Here is a 16604-nt window from a genome sequence, read left to right on the forward strand (position 1 = left end):
TCCCCGGAGGGGAGAGGGGGATGAACATCACCACCCCCTACGCCAACCTCACCCCCGACCTCGTCCTCGACGCCGTGGGCGCCTGCTGCCTGTGGCCGGACGGCCGCCTGCTCGCCCTCAACAGCTACGAGAACCGCGTCTGGCAGGTCGGCATCGAGGACGGCGCGCCGGTGATCGCCAAGTTCTACCGGCCGGGCCGCTGGAGCGATGCGGCGATCGCCGAGGAGCACGCCTTCGCGCTCGAACTGGCCGCGGACGAACTGCCGGTGGTCGCGCCGCTGGCGTTCGGCGGACGCACCCTGCTCGCCCACGGCGGCTACCGCTACGCGCTCTACCCGCGCCGCGGCGGCCGCGCGCCGTCGCTGGAATCGGCCGAACAACTGCAATGGCTGGGCCGCCTGATCGCGCGCCTGCACGCCGTGGGTTCGCGCTCGCCGTTCGAGCACCGCGAGCGCATCGACCGCGCCACGCTGATCGGGCGCCCGGCGCAGGCGGTGCTGGCTTCGCCGTTGCTGCCGGCGCACCTGGCCGACGGCTACCGCGCCGCCGTGCGCCGGCTCGACGACGCGGTCGCCGCGCACCTCGAAGCGATCGGCCCGGTACGCCAGCTTCGCCTGCACGGCGACTGCCATCCCGGCAACCTGCTGTGGACCGACGCCGGCCCGCACTTCGTGGACCTGGACGACGCACGCACGGGCCCGGCCGTGCAGGACCTGTGGATGCTCGCCCACGACGCCGCCGCGATGGACGCCCTGCTGGAGGGCTACGGCTCGATGCGCGACTTCGACGCGGCCGAGCTCGCGCTGGTGCCTGCATTGCGCGCCATGCGCCAGGTCCACCACGCCGGCTGGATCGCGCAACGCTGGTCCGATCCGGCCTTCCCCGCGGCATTCCCGTTCTCGGCCGAGCCGCGCTGGTGGGAACAGCACGTGGCCGATCTGCACGAGCTGGCCGACGGACTGGCCTGAAGTCGCAGACGGCGCGCCGCAAAATCGGCACACTGCGCGCTCCGCAAACCGTGTCCCGGAACCCGAATGCGCAGCTTCCTCTTCCGCCTGATCGGCATCCTCGAAATCGCCGGTGGCCTGTACGGCGCCGCGGGCGCGTTGCGCCGGCTGCTGCTGATGGGTTCCACCTACGACGCATTGCACGCGCTGCTGGCGCTGATCGCCTTCGGCTTCGTGCTGGTGGCGGGCGTGCTGCTGGTCGAGGGCAGCGAGCGCGGCGTGGCGTTCTCGCGCATCGCACAACTGCTGCAACTGCCGTTGATCGCCACGCCGGTGTTCAGCTATGCGCTGCACGCGGGCGGCTTCCTCAACATCTACACCACCTTCCACCTGGCGCGGCCGTGGCTGGACTGGAGCTTCGGTACGCAGGGCTTCGTGCTGGCGATCGCCGGGCCGTCGGTGTCGCGCGTGGGCGTGAACCTGCTGGCGTTGGTGTCGTGGCTGGTGCTCAAGCTGCGGTAACCGCGACGTCCGGATGGACGTGCCGGGTATCATGGCGCGATGAACATCCCCACCCCGCACGATTCCGCTGCGCTGCCGCGCATCCGCTTGAAGTCCGACCGCGCCCCCGGCCATCCCTGGGTGTGGTCCGCGCAGGTGTACAAGCCCGAACAGCGGCTGCCGCCGGGCAGCGTGGTCGAGGTGGTGGACAGCAAGGACCGTTTCGTCGGTCGCGGCTTCTGGAACGGCCACGCGCGCATCGCGCTGCGCCTGCTCACTGCAAACCCTGGCGAGGCGATCGACGCGGATTGGATCACCCAACGTATCGCCCGCGCGGTGCAGCTGCGCCGCGAGCTGCTGCAACTGGATCGCGCCAGCGACGCCTGGCGCGTGGTGCACAGCGAGGGCGACGGCCTGTCCGGCCTGGTGGTGGACCGTTATGCGGACATCCTGGTGATCGAATATTTCGCCGCCGGCATGTGGAAGTTCCGCGAGGCGATCCACGCCGCGCTGCTCGGCCACTTCCCCGGCGCGCGGCTGTACTGGTTTGCCGAGAGCCACGTGCAGAAGCAGGAATCCTTCGACTGCCGCAGCCCCGAGCCGCCGGCGCCGGTGCAGGTGCACGAGCACGGCCTGGCCTTCCACGCCGCGCCGGGCTATGGCCACAAGACCGGCTTCTTCGCCGACCAGCGCGAGAACCGCCGCCGTTTCGCCGAACTCGCCCGCGGCCGGCGCGTGCTCGACCTGTGCTGCAACTCGGGTGGCTTCGCGGTGCACGCGATGTCCGCCGGCGCGCGCGAGGCGACCGGCGTGGACATGGACGCCGGCATCCTGGAGATCGCGCGCGCCAATGCCGCCGCCAACGAGCTGACGGTGGACTTCCAGCAGGCGGACATCTTCGACTGGCTGCGCCAGGCCGCCGCCAAGGGCGAGCAGTACGACGCGGTGATCCTGGATCCGGCCAAGCTCACCCGCGACCGCAGCAAGGTGTTCGACGCGCTGAAGAAGTATTTCGCGATGAACCGCCTGGCGCTGGACGTGATCCCGCCCGGCGGCCTGCTGCTGACCTGCTCCTGCACCGGCCTGGTCGCGGAGGCGGATTTCCTGGAAATGCTGCGCCGCGTGGCGCTCAACGCCGGCCGCGAGATTCAGGTACTGCAGGTGGCCGGCGCCGGCGCCGACCATCCGGTGCGCGCCGACGTGCCGGAAGGCCGCTACCTCAAGGCGGTGTTCTGCCGCGTGGAGTAGGTTCTCGTAGGTGGGCTTCAGCCCACCCTCGGGTGCCGGCAAAGAGCGGCGGACTGACGCCCGCCTACGACATCATGCAGGCTCGGACTCGCGGTCCGGCGACCGCCGCACCACCGGCCGCGCGTCCTTGTCGAACACCAGCGTGCAGTGCCGCTGGCTGCGCATCGCCTGGGCCTCCTGCGCGTCGACGTCGAGCGCCATCACTTCCTCGACCAGGCTCACCGCGGCCGGCCCCTGGCGGCGCCGGGTCCGGTGCGCGAAACGCGCTTGGTTGTAGTACGCCCAGGCGGCGAACACCACGGCGCAGATCAGCGCGTAGCCGAGGATGGCCAGCAGGTCGGAGGTCTGGTTGGCGTAGCGCTCGGCCGACAATTCCACGTACGCGGTGCGCAGGCCGGCCAGCCACGCGACCAGCGTGACCAGCGGCAGCCACAGGTACAGCCACGCCATCCACGCCAGCAGCGTGACCAGCGACCAGAGTGCGCGTTGCGTCGGCGGGCGCCGGCGCTCGTTCTGGATCACGAACCCTTCGGCTTTCATCGCAGTCCCCGGTCCGGGCTGACCCAGATCGCGCGCACGCCGCGGCGCTTGATCAGCGCCTTGGGGAACGCCACCACCGTGGTCAGCGTGTTGATCATCCAGTAGGCGATCGGATACCAGATCATCCAGTAGTAGTTGCGCCCGATGCGCGTTTCGTAGCGCCGGTCGATCACCAGGCTGAGCAGGAACTGGGTCAGGCAGGTCAGCCCGAGGATCACGCCGTGCCAGCGCGGCAGCAGGCTGGGAATCGCCAGGTTCGGCGGCATGGGGATGAACTGGCCCAGCGCCCAGACCGCGATCACCACGATCATCAGGTAGGCCCACACCAGGCTGAGCACGTATTCCATCGCGACTGGCCACATGCGCCGGCGGCGCCAGTTGAACAGGCCGTGGGCGTAGCGCAGCAGCACCTCGCTGCCGCCCTGTGCCCAGCGCAGGCGCTGGCGCCACAGACCGTGCAGGGTTTCAGGCGTGAGCAGCCAGCACAGCGCATTGGGCTCGTAGCGCACGTCCCAGTGGCGCATCTGCAGGCGCCAGCTCACGTCGATGTCCTCGGTGACCATGTCGACGTTCCAGTAGCCCACGTCCAGCAGTGCGCGCTTGCGGAACGCGGCGATCACGCCCGACACCGTGAAGATGCGGCCGTACACGCGCTGCGCGCGCTTGATCAGGCCGATGATCGAGGAGAACTCGCCCACCTGCAGCTTGCCCAGCAAGGTCGAGCGGTTGCGGATGCGCGGGTTGCCGGTGACCGCGCCCACGCGCGGGCTGTCCAGCAGGTGGCGCATCATCCAGTGCGCGGCGTGCTCGTCCAGCAGGGTATCGCCGTCGATGCAGACGAGGAACTCGTGGCGTGCGGCCAGCGCGGCCATGCGCAGGCCCATCGCCTTGCCCTGGTTGGCGGCGAAATGGATCACCCGCAGCTGCGGCACTTCCTCGGCCAGGGCGTCCAGTTGGTCGCCGGTGTCATCGGTGGAACCGTCGTTGACCGCGATGATCTCGAACTCGGGCCAGCGCTGGCGCGCCAGCTGCTCGATCGTCTCGCGGATGTGCGTGCCCTCGTTGTGGCAGGGCACGAGGATGCTGATCGGCGGTTGGCTGGGCAGCGGCGCGGGCTCGTTGCGCGGCGGCTCGCGCCGCTCCCAGCGCAGGAAATAGATGATGCTGCCGCTCATCCACAAGAGCGACATCACCAGCGGGTAATAGAAGGCGAAGTCGAGCAGCATCGACAGGGCGTGATTCGTCGTTTCCACGATCAGCGCTCCTTGTACGGGTAGGTGGCCGAGGAAATGCCCGGGCGGATGCGCTCGAGCTCGGGATGGTCGGCCGGGAAGTCGTCGGGGTAGTAGCCCAGGTGCAGCGCGCCGTGGACCTGCAGCAGGCGCAGCCGCTCGATCACATCGGCGGCGGCGATCGGCTGGCGCGTGCGCCAGTCCTGCGTGGCCAGCTCGAACACGGTCTTCTCGCGCGCGCCCGGCACGGTCGCGACGGCAGCGGCGAGGCGTTCGAACCAGGCCTTCGAAGGCTTGGCCTCGTCCAACTGCGGCATCGCCATCAGGCCCACTTCGTCGTAGCCCTGCACGAATGCCGGCAGCGACTGCGCGAACCAGGCTTCGGCCTTGCCATCGAGCACGGGCGCGGCGAAAAGGTTGCGCGCCGAATGCAGTTGCGGGCGCCAGGTGCGCGCGCGTTCGAGCAACTGGTGGGTGAAGTCGACCAGCCACGCGGTGCGCGCGGGGCCGGGTGCGGGTGCGTCGTGAAGGCGGTCGGTGTCGCGCAGCAGCGCGTCATCGGAAAACAGCAGGCCGTCGAACTTGGCGTGGCTGGCCAGGTCCTCGTAGAGGTCGCCGATCCACTGGCGCACGGCCGGCTGCGAGGGATCCAGCCGCGCCACGTCCTTGCCCTCCCCGGCCAGGCCCAGCGCGGCCACAGGCTCGTTCGAGCGCGGACGGAAAGCGAGCACTGGCATCCAGGCATAGACGTGCACGCCGGCGCGCGTCTGCAACTGCCAGGCCACGCGCGAGAACAGGTCCGCGCGCATCGGCAGGTGCCGGTTGGGGAAGTACAACGCATCGGCCACACCGTCGCCGTCGGGATCGGCGTAGGCCTGCAGCCAGACCTGATCGACGTGCATGCGCTTGATGCGGTCGAGCAGCTTGGAGAGGTTGCGCTCCTGCTGCGCGGGATCGGCGTCGTAGACGTAATCCAGGTCGACCTGCACCACGCGCTTCGGTTCGACCTCGTGCGACGGCAGCAGTTGCCAGGCCAGGTCCGACACGCCCGGATCACCGCCGAGCAGCAGGCGCGGCAGGGTATGGTCGCGCGCCGGGTCGGGCACGTCGTCGCCCAGCGTGAGCGACATGTCCATGCCCAGGCTGGCGGCAATCTCGCGCGCCGGGCGGTTGAAGGCGCCGTACGGCCAGACGATGGCGTGCGGCGCCACGCCGGTGTGCTCGCGGATGGCTTGCGCGCTGCGCGCGAGATCCTCGGTGATGCGCTGGCGCCAGGCCGCTTCGGTTTCGTAGCTGCCGGTGGCCGCGTCATAGCGGCGCGTGACGGCGGAGGGCAGCAGGTTGCCCTGCGGGTTGCCTGCGATGCCCTCGTGCAGGGAGTCGGTATGCGAGGCGATCTCGACCAGCCCCGAGCGCTGCATCTCGCGCACCTGCGCCCAACTGACGAAGCAGGAGGCGTCGCAGTCGCGACCGTTGTAGTCGAGCCGATCGCCGGGCGCGGTTTCGATCCAGCCGGTGACCAGCGCGAACAGCGCCGGGTAGTGATAGGCCTGCAGCAACGGGTAGACGCGCGTGTAGAAGCTTTCCAGGCCGTCGTCGAAGGTGAGCAGGAAGGCCTTGTCCGGCAACGCCGGGCCGCCGTGCGCGGCGGCGCGCACCTGCGCCGGGCTGACCGCGGTCCAGCCGTTGGCGTGCAGGTAGTCGAGCTGGCCGACCAGGTGGTCCAGGCTGGTCGCGTCGGGATCGGTGGTCGGGCCCTGCGCCGGGTCGTGGATGTCGTGGTAGCTCAGGATCACCAGCCGGCCGGCGTGCGCGGGCACGGCCAGGAGCAGCAGCAGGGCGAGGATCAGGTGGCGCATGTCACTCCCCCCAGTGCAGGGTCAGTTCGAGCGTGGCGCGCGTCTCGCGGCGGCCGTCGTAGGGCTGGCTGTGCCAGCCCAGCTGCCAGCCGAACACGAGCCCCTCGTGCGGTTGCCAGGTCTGGCCGTAGCCGACCTCGGCGACCCAGCCGGCGGCCTGGCCCTGCTGCGCGTAGCTGCCCACCGCCACGTCGACGAGCTGGTGCCAGGTACGGCCGTAGCGGTCGGCCAGCACGTGGTCCAGGTGCGCATTGACGGTGGCCGCGCCGTCGCGGCGCGGGTTGAAGTAGGCGGTGTCGTCCAGCGTGTTGTGCGAGGTGTACAGGTCCGCGCCCAGGTCCAGTTGCAGGCGCGGACGAGTGAGCACGCGGCCGGTGACGCCGAGGTCCGCCGCGCGGCGGCGGTTGCCGTCGCTGAAGTTGGCTCCCTGCACGCCCAAACGCGCGCTCAGCAGCTCGCTGGCGCGCCACTGCACGGTGCTGTCCAGCGTGCTGCCGTGAATGCCGTAGTAGCGGGCGCGCAGCGGGATGTCGGCGCCGGAGCTGCTGGCGTCCGTGCTCCAGCTCCAGTGGTCGCTGATCGCCCAGTCGAAGCCAGCCTCCGCCGCCGTGGGATCGCCGCCGGTGCCGCGCGTGGGCAGCGCCTGCAGGTAGGCCTGCACGCCGCGCCATTCGCCGCGCACGCCCAGCCCCGCGTCGGTGCGGTGGGCGTCGCCTTCGGGCAGCGAGGCCTGCGCGTGGCGGGCGATGCCGTAGATGCGCCAGTGGTCGGCCAGCAGCGGCGAGGCAAGCGTGGCCTGGGTGTCCTGGTCGCGGTCGCCGTAGTCGATGGTGTTGCCGTGGCCGAAGGTCTGCTGCGCATCGAACTGCCAGCCGCGCTGGCGGTTCCAGGCGTCGCGCTGGCGCTGGACCTGGCTGTCGCGGGGATAGCGTGCCTCGATCGCTTCCAGGTCGGCCTCGACGCCGGGGAAGTCGCCCAGGTCGCGGCGGGTCTCGAGTCCGCCCATGCGCGCGCCGAGGTCCTGCGGGTCGAGCCCGCGGGCGATCGCCAGGTCCTGCTCAGCCAGCCGCGGCCAGCCGCGGGCGCGCTCGTTGTTGCCCAGCTCGCGGCGCCAGGCGGCGCTGGCCGGTGCCTCGTGCACACCAGCGGCAAGGCGTGCATGGGCGTCGGCCAGCAGGCCGGCGTAGTTGCGCAGCAGGGCGGCGTTGAGGTCGTCCTCGCTGCGGTGCGGGTTGGCCTCCGGCTCGGTCTGCCCCGGCGGATGCAGCCACACCGGCTGCGCCGCGGCGGCGGCGTCGATGGTTTGGCGCGCCTTGGCGTACTGGCCCGCCTCGCTGTAGGCGTACATCAGCACGATGGCCGGGTCCGACTCGCCCTCGGGAATGCTGCCGGGCGCGGCCGGGCCGGCCTGCTCGAGCAGGCCTGCCGCCTCCTCCGGGCGCTGGCGGTCGAGCAGCGCCTCGGCCAGCGGGCGCAGCACGTAAGGCGGAAGGGCCTCGCGCTCGGCCGGGCTCATGGCGTCGTAGGCGGCGACCACTTCGGCGTCGCGACTGGCGCCTTGCAGCGCCACCAGCCGGTCCAGGCGCGCGCGGCGCACGATCGCCGGGTCGTCGGCATGGCGGGCGATCACGGCATCGAGCTCGCGTACTGCGGCGTCCGCGGCAGCATAGGGGTCGGCATCGGGCGCCACCGCGTCGCGCACCGCGCGGGTGGCGCGATGCGCCGCCGCGTCGGCGTCCAGGCGGGCCAGCAGCGCGGGATCGTCAGGCAGCCTGCGCGCCAGTTCGCGCGCACGGCTGACTGCGCCGGCGTCGGCCAGGATCAGCACCTGCCGGCGCCGCAGCGCCACGTCGTCGGGATGGCTGCGCAGTGCGTCCTCGCACAGCGCCAGTGCGCGGGTCCAGTCACCGGCATGGCGCAGCGTGTCGATGGTCGACACCACGCCGCCGGTGCCAGTGTCGTCCATGGCGGACGCCGGCTGGCCGCACAGCGCGACCAGCACCGCGGTGGCGAGCGCAAGCCGGCTGGCCGCCGGGATGGGGCCTCGAATGAACATTGCCGTTGTTCCCCCTGCTCCTGTCCGGCACCACTCCACCGGCTGCTGCTCAGCCGTCTTGACGGCCGACTATCTGTGTGAGGTTTTTGTGAACTCTATCACATCGTAATTGCAGTTTTTTAACGCATGCCCGGCTTTCGCCGTGCACGCGTGTGTTCTTAATCAGGAGTGCGTAGGGCGCGCGCAAATTCAGCCGTCGTGGGGAATGCGCCCGCGCAGCGAAGCGGCGTCGAACGGGCCGGGCTGCGCGATCAGCGCGCGTGCGGCATCGACCTGGCCCCACACGTTCCACAGCAGCACGCCGCGCACGCGGCCGCCGTCGAGGTAGTAGACGACGCCCTTGCGGTGCGGCTCGCTCCAGTCCTCCACCAGCTGCAGCCGCGCATCGAGCAGGCCGACCGCCTCGTAGCCGAGGTCGAACAGGTCCGAGTAGAAGTACGGCAGAGTGGTGTAGTCCCCACCCGCGCCGGCCATGGCGCGGCCGGCGTGGGCGCCCATCTCGACCGCCGCGTTTTCGTGCTCCACGCGCAGGCGCCGGCCGAGCGACGGGTTGAAGAAGTTGGCCAGGTCGCCCGCGGCCCAGATGTCGGGATCGCTGGTGCGCAGCCGGGCGTCGACCAGCACGCCGTCAGCCACCTCCAGCCCGGCCTGCTCCACCAGCGCGGTATCCGGAACCACGCCCAGGCCGGCGACGACGGCATCCACGCGCAGACGCCGGCCGTCGGACAGCACCAGCTCGACATCCCCGTCGCCGGCGCTGCCGCCCACCACCTTGACGCCAGACAGCAGCTCCACGCCGCGCCCGCGGTAGTAATCGTCCAGGAAGGACGCCAGCGTGGGCGGATAGCGCCCGCTGCCGATCGACGCACCCGGAAACAGCATCCTCACCTTGCAGCCGGCGCCGGCGAGCGCGGCGGCCAGTTCGCTGCCGATGAAGCCACCGCCCACCACGGCGATGCGTGCGCCCTCCACCGCGTAGCCACGCAGGCGGCGGTAGTCGTCGGTGGTGCGGAAATGGATGACCCGCTCGTTGGCGGCGAACGGAAGCACGCGCGGCGATGCGCCGGTGGCCAGCAGCAGGCGGCGGTAGCGCCAGTTGTCACCGCGGTCGTCGACCACGCGATGGCCGGCGCGGTCCAGCGTCTGCGCGCGGCGGCCCAGGTGTAGTTCGGCGCCGCTCGCCGCGGTCTGCAGGTCGATCGAGGCTAGCGTCTTGTCGCCCTTCCACAATGCCTTGGACAGTGGCGGCCGCTCGTACGGCGGCTCGGTCTCCGCGCCGAGGATCCCGATGCTCGCGGCCGCATCGGCGGCGCTGATCGCCTTGGCCGCCGCATCGGCGGCCATGCCGCCGCCCACGATCAGGTAGTCGTACGCGTGTTCCATGTTTCGGCTCCGATGACAGGTCACGGTCCATCATGCGCCCGTTTGCACGGAGCGGGCGCGGCGCCGGTGCAAAGCCGCATGCACGCCGTCTTGATCGAGGCCACCGCCACACTCGCTTCGATGAGCAGCCGCCCCAGCGAAATCGACCCCGCCCTGCGTGCGCAGGCGCGGGCGGCCGGCCTGGTCTACGTCAGCGACGCACAGCCGGGCATCCGCCGCCTGCGCCGCGGCAAGAGCTTCAGCTACCGCGATGCGGACGGCCAACCGATCACGGACAAGGCCGAACTGGCGCGCATCCGCGCGCTGGCGATCCCGCCGGCCTACGAGGACGTGTGGATCTGCGCCGATCCCGACGGCCACCTGCAGGCTACCGGCCGCGATGCGCGCGGACGCAAGCAATACCGCTACCACCCGGACTGGCGCGCGCTGCGCGAGCACGGCAAGTTCGACCGCATCCTGGCCTTCGGCGCGGCGCTGCCCAAGCTGCGCCGGCGCACCCGCCAGGACCTCGCGCTGGCCGGGCTGCCGCGCGAAAAGGTACTGGCGCTGCTGGTACGCCTGCTGGACGAGACGCTGATCCGCGTCGGCAACGAGGCCTACGCGCGCGAGAACCGGAGCTACGGCCTGACCACGCTGCGCTCGCGCCACCTGCGCGTGGTGCGCGGCCGGCTGCGTTTCTGCTTCCGCGGCAAGAGCGGCCAGGAACAGGAGGTCGAACTGGACGACCAGCGGCTGGCCCGCCTCGCGCGCCACGTGCAGCAACTGCCCGGCCAACGGCTGTTCCAGTACCTGGACGATGCGGGCGAACGCCAGCCGATCGATTCGGGCATGGTCAACGACTACCTGCACGCCATCTGCGGCGAGGCCTTCAGCGCCAAGGACTTCCGCACCTGGGGCGGCACCACCTGCGCCGCCGGCGTGCTGGCCTGCACGCCGCTGCCCGAAAAGGGCGGCGAGCGCGCGCGCCGCAGCGCGCTGGTCGAAGCCGTCGGGCAGGTGGCCGAGGTGCTCGGCAACACGCCGGCGGTCTGCCGCAAGTCCTACATCCACCCGCAGGTCTTCGAAGGCTGGCGCGACGGCAGCCTGCAACGCGCGATCACCCCAACCTGCGCCGGGCGACCGCGCCAATTGGAACTGGCCACGCTGCGCTTCCTGCGGCAACGGCTCCGGCCGAAGCGTCGCGGCGGCTGAGACGGCAGCGCGTAAACTGGGCGTGTAGCTTGCCGGAACCTGCCATGCCCCTCGCCGACGTACTCCTGTTCCTCCTTCTCCTCGTCGCACTCGCCGTGCTGGCGTTGCAACTGGTGCTCCTGCGCCGCAGCCGCGCCGACGACGGCCTGGCGGTTCGCCTGGACGCGCTCAAGCACGACGGTGAGCGCCTCGAACGCGCGCTGCGCGAGGAACAGCGCGCCGGCCGCGAGGAACTGCAGCAGGGCTTCGACCGCTTCCGCGGCCACGTCGCCGAGCAGCTTTCCGGCATGTCGAGCCAGCAGGCCGAGCGCATCGACGGTTTCGGCCAGCGCCTGGACGGCCTCACCGCGCGCACCGATGCGGGCCTGCAGGCCCTGGCGCAGCGGCTGACCGACGACGCCCGCAAGAGCCGCGAGGAGGTCACCCTTACCCTCGACCGCGTCAGCGAACAGCAGCAGCAGCGGCTGGCGGCGCTCACTGCCGACAACGAAAAGCGCATGGGCGAGGTGCGCGCCACGCTGGAGGCCAAGCTCAAGGCGCTGCAGGACGACAACGCCGCCAAGCTGGAACAGATGCGCGCGACCGTGGACGAGAAGCTGCAGAGCACGCTGGAAACGCGCCTGGGCCAGTCCTTCAAGCTGGTGTCCGAGCGTCTCGAAGCCGTGCAGCGCGGCCTGGGCGAGATGCAGAGCCTGGCCAGCGGCGTGGGCGACCTGAAGCGCGTGCTGAGCAACCCGAAGGCCCGCGGCATCTTCGGCGAAGTGCAACTCGCCTCGCTGTTGAGCGAACTGCTTACGGCGGAACAATACGCGTTGAACGTGGCGACGGTCCCCGACTCCAACGACCGTGTCGAATTCGCGATCCGCCTGCCGGGCCAGGACATCGATGGGCAGGTATGGCTGCCGATCGACTCGAAGTTCCCGACCGAGGATTACGAGCGATTGCTCGACGCGCACGATCGCGCGGATGCCGCCGCCGCCGAACTCGCGGCGCTGGCGCTGGAGCGCCGCATCCGCGACGAGGCGAAATCCATCAAGGACAAGTACGTGTCTCCGCCGCACACCACGGATTTCGCGGTGCTGTTCCTGCCGACCGAGGGGCTGTACGCGGAAGTCATCCGCCGCCCCGGGCTGTTCGAGCAACTGCAGCGCGACCATCGCATCACCATTGCCGGCCCGTCGACGCTGAGTGCGCTGCTCAACAGCCTGCGCATGGGTTTCCGCACGCTCGCCATCGAGAAGCGCTCCAGCGAGGTCTGGCAACTGCTGGGCGCGGTGAAGAACGAGTTCGGCAAGTTCGCGGGCATCCTCGAGAAGGCCGAAAAGCAGATCAACACGGTGAGCAAGAGCCTCGGCGAAGCCGGAAAGAAGACCCGCACCATCGAGCGCAAGCTGCGTGGCGTGGAGACCCTCTCGGGCGAAGTGACGCAGCAGCTGCTGGGCGTGGTGCCCGAGCTGGACGACGACGTCGAGGAAGACACCGTCTGACACATCCGCTCCCTCTCCCCTCCGGGGAGAGGGCCGGGGTGAGGGGCGCTCTAGCCGAAGACCGGCCTGTGCGCCGCTTGTTCGTCATGCAAGCGCGAAAAAAACCATCCTCCCCGCGAGCCCCGGCCCCTCACCCAAACCCTCTCCCCAGGGGAGAAGGTTTCGGAGCGCGGGGCTTTACACATGCCTGGGTACGTCACCCGGCAGCGGACGCTAAACTGTCACGTCCGCAAGCCAAGGCATCCGCATGAGCGACCCGAGCACCCCCAACGACGTCACCCAGGCCCAGGCCGAGGAAGCCGTGCGCACGCTGCTGCGCTGGGCCGGCGACGATCCCACGCGCGAGGGCCTGCTGGACACGCCGCGCCGCGTGACCAAGGCCTACCGCGACTGGTTCTCCGGCTACGCCGACGATCCGTCCGAGTTCCTCAAGCGCACCTTCAAGGAGGTCGAGGGCTACGACGAGATGGTGGTGCTGCGCGACATCGAGTTCGAGAGCCACTGCGAGCATCACATGGCGCCGATCATCGGCCGCGCCCACGTGGGCTACCTGCCGACCAACCGCGTAGTCGGCATCAGCAAGCTGGCCCGCGTGGTGGAGGGCTACGCGCGCCGCTTCCAGGTGCAGGAGAAGCTCACCGCGCAGATCGCCCACTGCATCCAGGAGCACCTCCGGCCCGCCGGCGTCGCGGTGGTGATCGACGCCAGCCACGAATGCATGACTACGCGCGGCGTGCACAAGCGCGGCGTATCGATGGTCACCAGCCAGATGCTCGGCGCCTTCCGCGACGACGCGCGCACCCGCGCGGAGTTCCTGCAGTTCATCGGGATCCACGGCGCGCGCTGAAGTTTCGCCGGCTTCGGCCGTTACAGGGGCGCCCTTCCACCGGCTCCCCTTTCGAGTGCACCTGGACCTTGCCACCCTGAGCCTGCTTGGCGCCCTGCAGGCGTTGCTGCTTGCGCCGCTGCTGCTGGTGGCCACGCGCGCCTATACCGGCCGCGCGCGCACCAGCCTGCGCATCTGGGGCACGGTGCTGGTGCTGCAGTCGCTGGGCTGGCTGCTGGCGGCGCTGCGGGGACAGATCAGCGACTGGTGGTCGATCGTGCTGGCCAACGGCGTGCTGATCATTTCCTATGCCGAGACCGCGCGTGCGCTGCGCCTGCTGCTGGGCGTGCCGCAGCGGCGGGCGTGGCTGGCCGCGATCGGCCTGGCCGCGTGGCTGGGCATCGCCTGGTTCGGCATCGTCCAGCCGGACTACCGCACCCGGGTGTGCATCGGCGCCGCCCTGGTGGGCTGCTACCTGGGCATGTTGCTGTGGCCGCTGCGCCACGCGTTGCGTCCCGGTGGCTCGGCCGCGCAGCGGGTGATGTTGCTGGTGCTGGCCGGCGCCGCCGTCGCCTGGTTCCTGCGGCTGCACGAGCTGGGCACCGCGGCGCAGGCGGGGCTGTTGCAGGCCACGCCGGGCAACGTCGTCAACATGATCTACGGCACGCTCGAGCCGGTCTTCGCCAGCATCGGTTTCCTGCTGATGTACAACGAAACGGCGCAGGCCGAGTTGCGTCGCCTGGCCCGCACCGATCCGCTCACCGGCACGCTCAACCGGCTGGCGCTGGACGAGGAGGGGCGCCGGCTGTTCGGCCAGGACGATGCGCTCGCCGCGGTGATGCTGGACGCGGACCATTTCAAGGCGATCAACGACCGCTTCGGCCATGCGGTGGGCGACCGCGTGCTGGCGTCGCTGGCCCGGGGCATCGCCGCCCTGCTGCGCCCGGGCGACGTGCTGGGACGCGCCGGCGGCGAGGAATTCCTGGTGCTGCTGCCGCGCAGCGACCTGGCCGGCGCCATGGCGCTGGCGGAGTCGTTGCGTATCCATGTGACGATGATGTCGCTGGAACTGGACGGGCAGGTGCAGCCGATCTCCGTATCGATCGGCGTGGCGGTGCGTGCGTCGGGCGACCGCGACGTGGCCGCCCTGGTGCGGCGTGCCGACCGCGCGCTGTACGAGGCCAAACGCGCCGGCCGCAACCGGGTCGTGGCCGCGGACGCGCCCGTCGCCTGATGCGCTTGCCGCTGCCGCGCGCGGCCTGCTCCAATGCACCGATGCGCCGCCTGCTCCCGCTCTTCGCCCTGCTCTGCACGACCGTCCATGCGGGCGACTATCCGTCCACCGTCGCCGCCTACCTGGCGCAGTTCGACCAGGATGGCGACGGGCGCATCGGTCCGCAGGAATACGTCGATTACCTGAGCGCCGGCTTCCACGCCATGGACACCAATGGCGACGGCGTGCTGGAAGCGGCGGAGCTGCCGCCCGGCCCCCGCCGCACGCCGCGCACGCTGGCCGCGTTCCAGGCCGACCTGCGCGCGCAATTCCGCCGGATGGACCGCAACCACGACGGCTTCCTCAGCGCGCGGGAGATGGCGCAGCCGCCGCGGTAGCGGTGCGTTGGCGTCGATGTGGCCGGAAGAGCCGGTGGGCTCAAGCCCACCCTACGTCGGATCGGACACGGGGGTTTTGCGACCCGTGCGCACGCCGGCCTTGCCCGACACGCAGTAATCCCGTCGCAGCGATGCGCTATCGTGCGCGCTTCGCCTGCCGGCCACCTGTGCATGGACCCGACCCACACCGTTCTGAGCGACACGCGCCGCCGCGCGGCGGTGGCCTTCATCTTCGTCACCGTGCTGCTGGACATGCTGGCGTTCGGCATCGTCATCCCGGTGCTGCCACACCTGATCGAGCAGCTCGCCGGCGGCGGCATCGCCCGGGCCGCGTGGTGGGTGGGCGTGTTCTCCACCGTGTTCGCGGTGGTGCAGTTCGCGTTCTCGCCGGTGCAGGGCGCGCTGTCGGACCGCTTCGGACGGCGTCCGGTGATCCTGATCTCCAACCTCGGGCTGGCGATCGACTTCGTGGTGCTGGCGCTGGCACCCACGCTGTGGCTGCTGCTGGTCAGCCGCACGCTGCTGGGCATGACCGCGGCGAGCTTCACCACCGCCAACGCCTACATCGCCGACATCACGCCCAAGGACAAGCGCGCCGCCGCCTACGGCGTGCTGGGCGGCGCCTTCGGGCTGGGCTTCATCGTCGGGCCGGGATTGGGCGGCTTCCTCGGCGACATCTCGCTGCGCCTGCCGTTCTGGGTCGCCGGCGCCCTGGCGCTGTGCAACTTCCTGTACGGCTTCTTCATCCTGCCCGAATCGCTGCCCAAAGAACGGCGCACGCCGCGCTTCGAGTTGCACAGTGCGCACCCGCTGGGATCGCTCAAGCTGCTGCGGCGCTACCCGCAGGTGCTCGGGCTGGGCATCGTGATGTTCCTGGTGTACCTGGCGCACTACGTGCTGCAGACCACCTTCGTGCTGTACGCGGATTACCGCTACGGCTGGGGCCCGCAGGCGGTCGGCTTCGTGCTGATGCTGGTGGGCGCCTGCGACGGCTCGGTGCAGGCCTTCCTCACCGGCCGGCTGACGCCGCGCTTCGGCGAGCGGCGCGTGCTGCTGGCCGGCATGGCCTGCGGCATCGGCGCGTTCCTGCTGATGGGCGTGGCCAACCAGGGCTGGCTGTTCCTCGCCGGCATCCCGCTGATGGCGCTGTGGAGCCTGTCCGGGCCGCCGATCCAGGCGATCATGACGCACCAGGTCGATCCTTCCGAACAGGGTCGCCTGCAGGGCGCGATCACCAGCCTGGGCAGTTTCGCCGGCATCTTCGGGCCCTACCTGTTCGCGCAGGTGTTCGCCTTCTCGATCGCACCCGGCTCGCCGGTGCACCTGCCGGGACTGGCCTTCGTGCTGTCGGCGCTGCTGCTGGTCGCCGGCACCGTGATCGCCGCGCGGGTGACCGCGCACACCGCACCGCTGGCCGGCGAAACGGACATCCCCGACGCGGATGGGCCGCAGGCGCTGCCGCACGATTCCTCCCACTGACTGGAGTTCTTCCATGACGCTTTCGATGTACCAGGCTTCCGTTCCCGTGTTCGTGCGCGCGCTGTCCAACCTCCTCCACGTGCTGAAGAAGGGCGAGGCGCACGCCAAGGCCAAGGGCGTCACCGACGAGGTGCTGCTGGGCACCCGCCTGATCCCCGACATGCTGCCGCTGACCAAGCAGGTGCAGATCGCCTGCGACATGGCCGCGGGGGGGGGGGGGGGGGGGGTGGGGGGGGGGAAGGGG

The 16604-nt window shown here is 70.7% G+C and carries 15 protein-coding genes; 10 read left to right on the top strand and 5 right to left on the bottom strand.

Annotation, left to right across the window (positions count from 1 at the left end):
• Window positions 1–20 precede the first annotated feature (20 nt).
• The 3 genes from AAIL17_RS15660 (at window position 21) to AAIL17_RS15670 (ending at window position 2696) form a co-directional block, all read left to right on the top strand.
• The gene (locus tag AAIL17_RS15660) at window positions 21–968 is read left to right on the top strand and encodes a serine/threonine protein kinase (RefSeq protein ID WP_424683787.1); all 948 of its coding nucleotides are present in this window, start codon (window positions 21–23) and stop codon (window positions 966–968) included.
• A gap of 66 nt (window positions 969–1034) precedes the next feature.
• Entirely contained in the window at window positions 1035–1469 is a 435-nt protein-coding gene (locus tag AAIL17_RS15665) for a hypothetical protein (protein WP_424683788.1), read from the top strand.
• Window positions 1470–1508: 39 nt separating this feature from the next.
• Window positions 1509–2696, top strand: a complete 1188-nt coding sequence (locus AAIL17_RS15670; protein ID WP_424683789.1) for a class I SAM-dependent rRNA methyltransferase — start codon at window positions 1509–1511, stop codon at window positions 2694–2696.
• Between the two features lie 72 nt (window positions 2697–2768).
• Here the strand turns inward: AAIL17_RS15670 and pgaD are convergent, their stop codons facing one another.
• From pgaD to AAIL17_RS15695, 5 genes are all read right to left on the bottom strand, one after another.
• The gene (gene pgaD / locus AAIL17_RS15675; RefSeq protein ID WP_424683790.1) at window positions 2769–3236 is read right to left on the bottom strand and encodes a poly-beta-1,6-N-acetyl-D-glucosamine biosynthesis protein PgaD; all 468 of its coding nucleotides are present in this window, start codon (window positions 3234–3236) and stop codon (window positions 2769–2771) included.
• Entirely contained in the window at window positions 3233–4462 is a 1230-nt protein-coding gene (pgaC, locus tag AAIL17_RS15680; RefSeq protein WP_424683802.1) for a poly-beta-1,6-N-acetyl-D-glucosamine synthase, read from the bottom strand. The genes pgaD and pgaC overlap by 4 nt, the downstream gene beginning before the upstream one ends.
• A gap of 29 nt (window positions 4463–4491) precedes the next feature.
• Window positions 4492–6327: a poly-beta-1,6-N-acetyl-D-glucosamine N-deacetylase PgaB gene (gene pgaB / locus AAIL17_RS15685; protein WP_424683791.1), complete on the bottom strand. Its 1836-nt coding sequence runs from the start codon at window positions 6325–6327 to the stop codon at window positions 4492–4494.
• Between the two features lies 1 nt (window position 6328).
• Window positions 6329–8383: a poly-beta-1,6 N-acetyl-D-glucosamine export porin PgaA gene (gene pgaA / locus AAIL17_RS15690; protein ID WP_424683792.1), complete on the bottom strand. Its 2055-nt coding sequence runs from the start codon at window positions 8381–8383 to the stop codon at window positions 6329–6331.
• A gap of 189 nt (window positions 8384–8572) precedes the next feature.
• The gene (locus tag AAIL17_RS15695; protein WP_424683793.1) at window positions 8573–9766 is read right to left on the bottom strand and encodes an NAD(P)/FAD-dependent oxidoreductase; all 1194 of its coding nucleotides are present in this window, start codon (window positions 9764–9766) and stop codon (window positions 8573–8575) included.
• A 78-nt stretch (window positions 9767–9844) separates the two neighbouring features.
• Between AAIL17_RS15695 and AAIL17_RS15700 the strand changes: the two genes are divergently transcribed.
• The 7 genes from AAIL17_RS15700 to AAIL17_RS15730 form a co-directional block, all read left to right on the top strand.
• On the top strand, window positions 9845–10957 hold the full coding sequence (locus AAIL17_RS15700; RefSeq protein WP_424683794.1) for a DNA topoisomerase IB: 1113 nt from the start codon (window positions 9845–9847) through the stop codon (window positions 10955–10957).
• Window positions 10958–11001: 44 nt separating this feature from the next.
• Complete coding sequence (rmuC, locus tag AAIL17_RS15705; protein ID WP_424683795.1) at window positions 11002–12444, top strand: DNA recombination protein RmuC; 1443 nt, start codon at window positions 11002–11004, stop codon at window positions 12442–12444.
• Window positions 12445–12691: 247 nt separating this feature from the next.
• Window positions 12692–13291: a GTP cyclohydrolase I FolE gene (gene folE / locus AAIL17_RS15710; protein ID WP_424683796.1), complete on the top strand. Its 600-nt coding sequence runs from the start codon at window positions 12692–12694 to the stop codon at window positions 13289–13291.
• Window positions 13292–13346: 55 nt separating this feature from the next.
• A complete protein-coding gene (locus AAIL17_RS15715) occupies window positions 13347–14504 on the top strand; it encodes a GGDEF domain-containing protein (protein WP_424683797.1) in 1158 nt (385 codons plus the stop codon).
• 41 nt (window positions 14505–14545) lie between these two features.
• Window positions 14546–14881 (top strand): EF-hand domain-containing protein, encoded by a 336-nt coding sequence (locus tag AAIL17_RS15720; protein ID WP_424683798.1) that lies wholly within the window; start codon window positions 14546–14548, stop codon window positions 14879–14881.
• 171 nt (window positions 14882–15052) lie between these two features.
• Window positions 15053–16360, top strand: coding sequence for a TCR/Tet family MFS transporter (locus AAIL17_RS15725; RefSeq protein WP_424683803.1), 1308 nt, complete (start codon window positions 15053–15055; stop codon window positions 16358–16360).
• A gap of 13 nt (window positions 16361–16373) precedes the next feature.
• The coding region (locus AAIL17_RS15730) for a DUF1993 family protein (RefSeq protein WP_424683799.1) at window positions 16374–16604 on the top strand (231 nt) is incomplete at its 3' end.

Source organism: Frateuria sp. YIM B11624 (genome assembly GCF_049727805.1).
Lineage (GTDB): Bacteria > Pseudomonadota > Gammaproteobacteria > Xanthomonadales > Rhodanobacteraceae > Frateuria_A.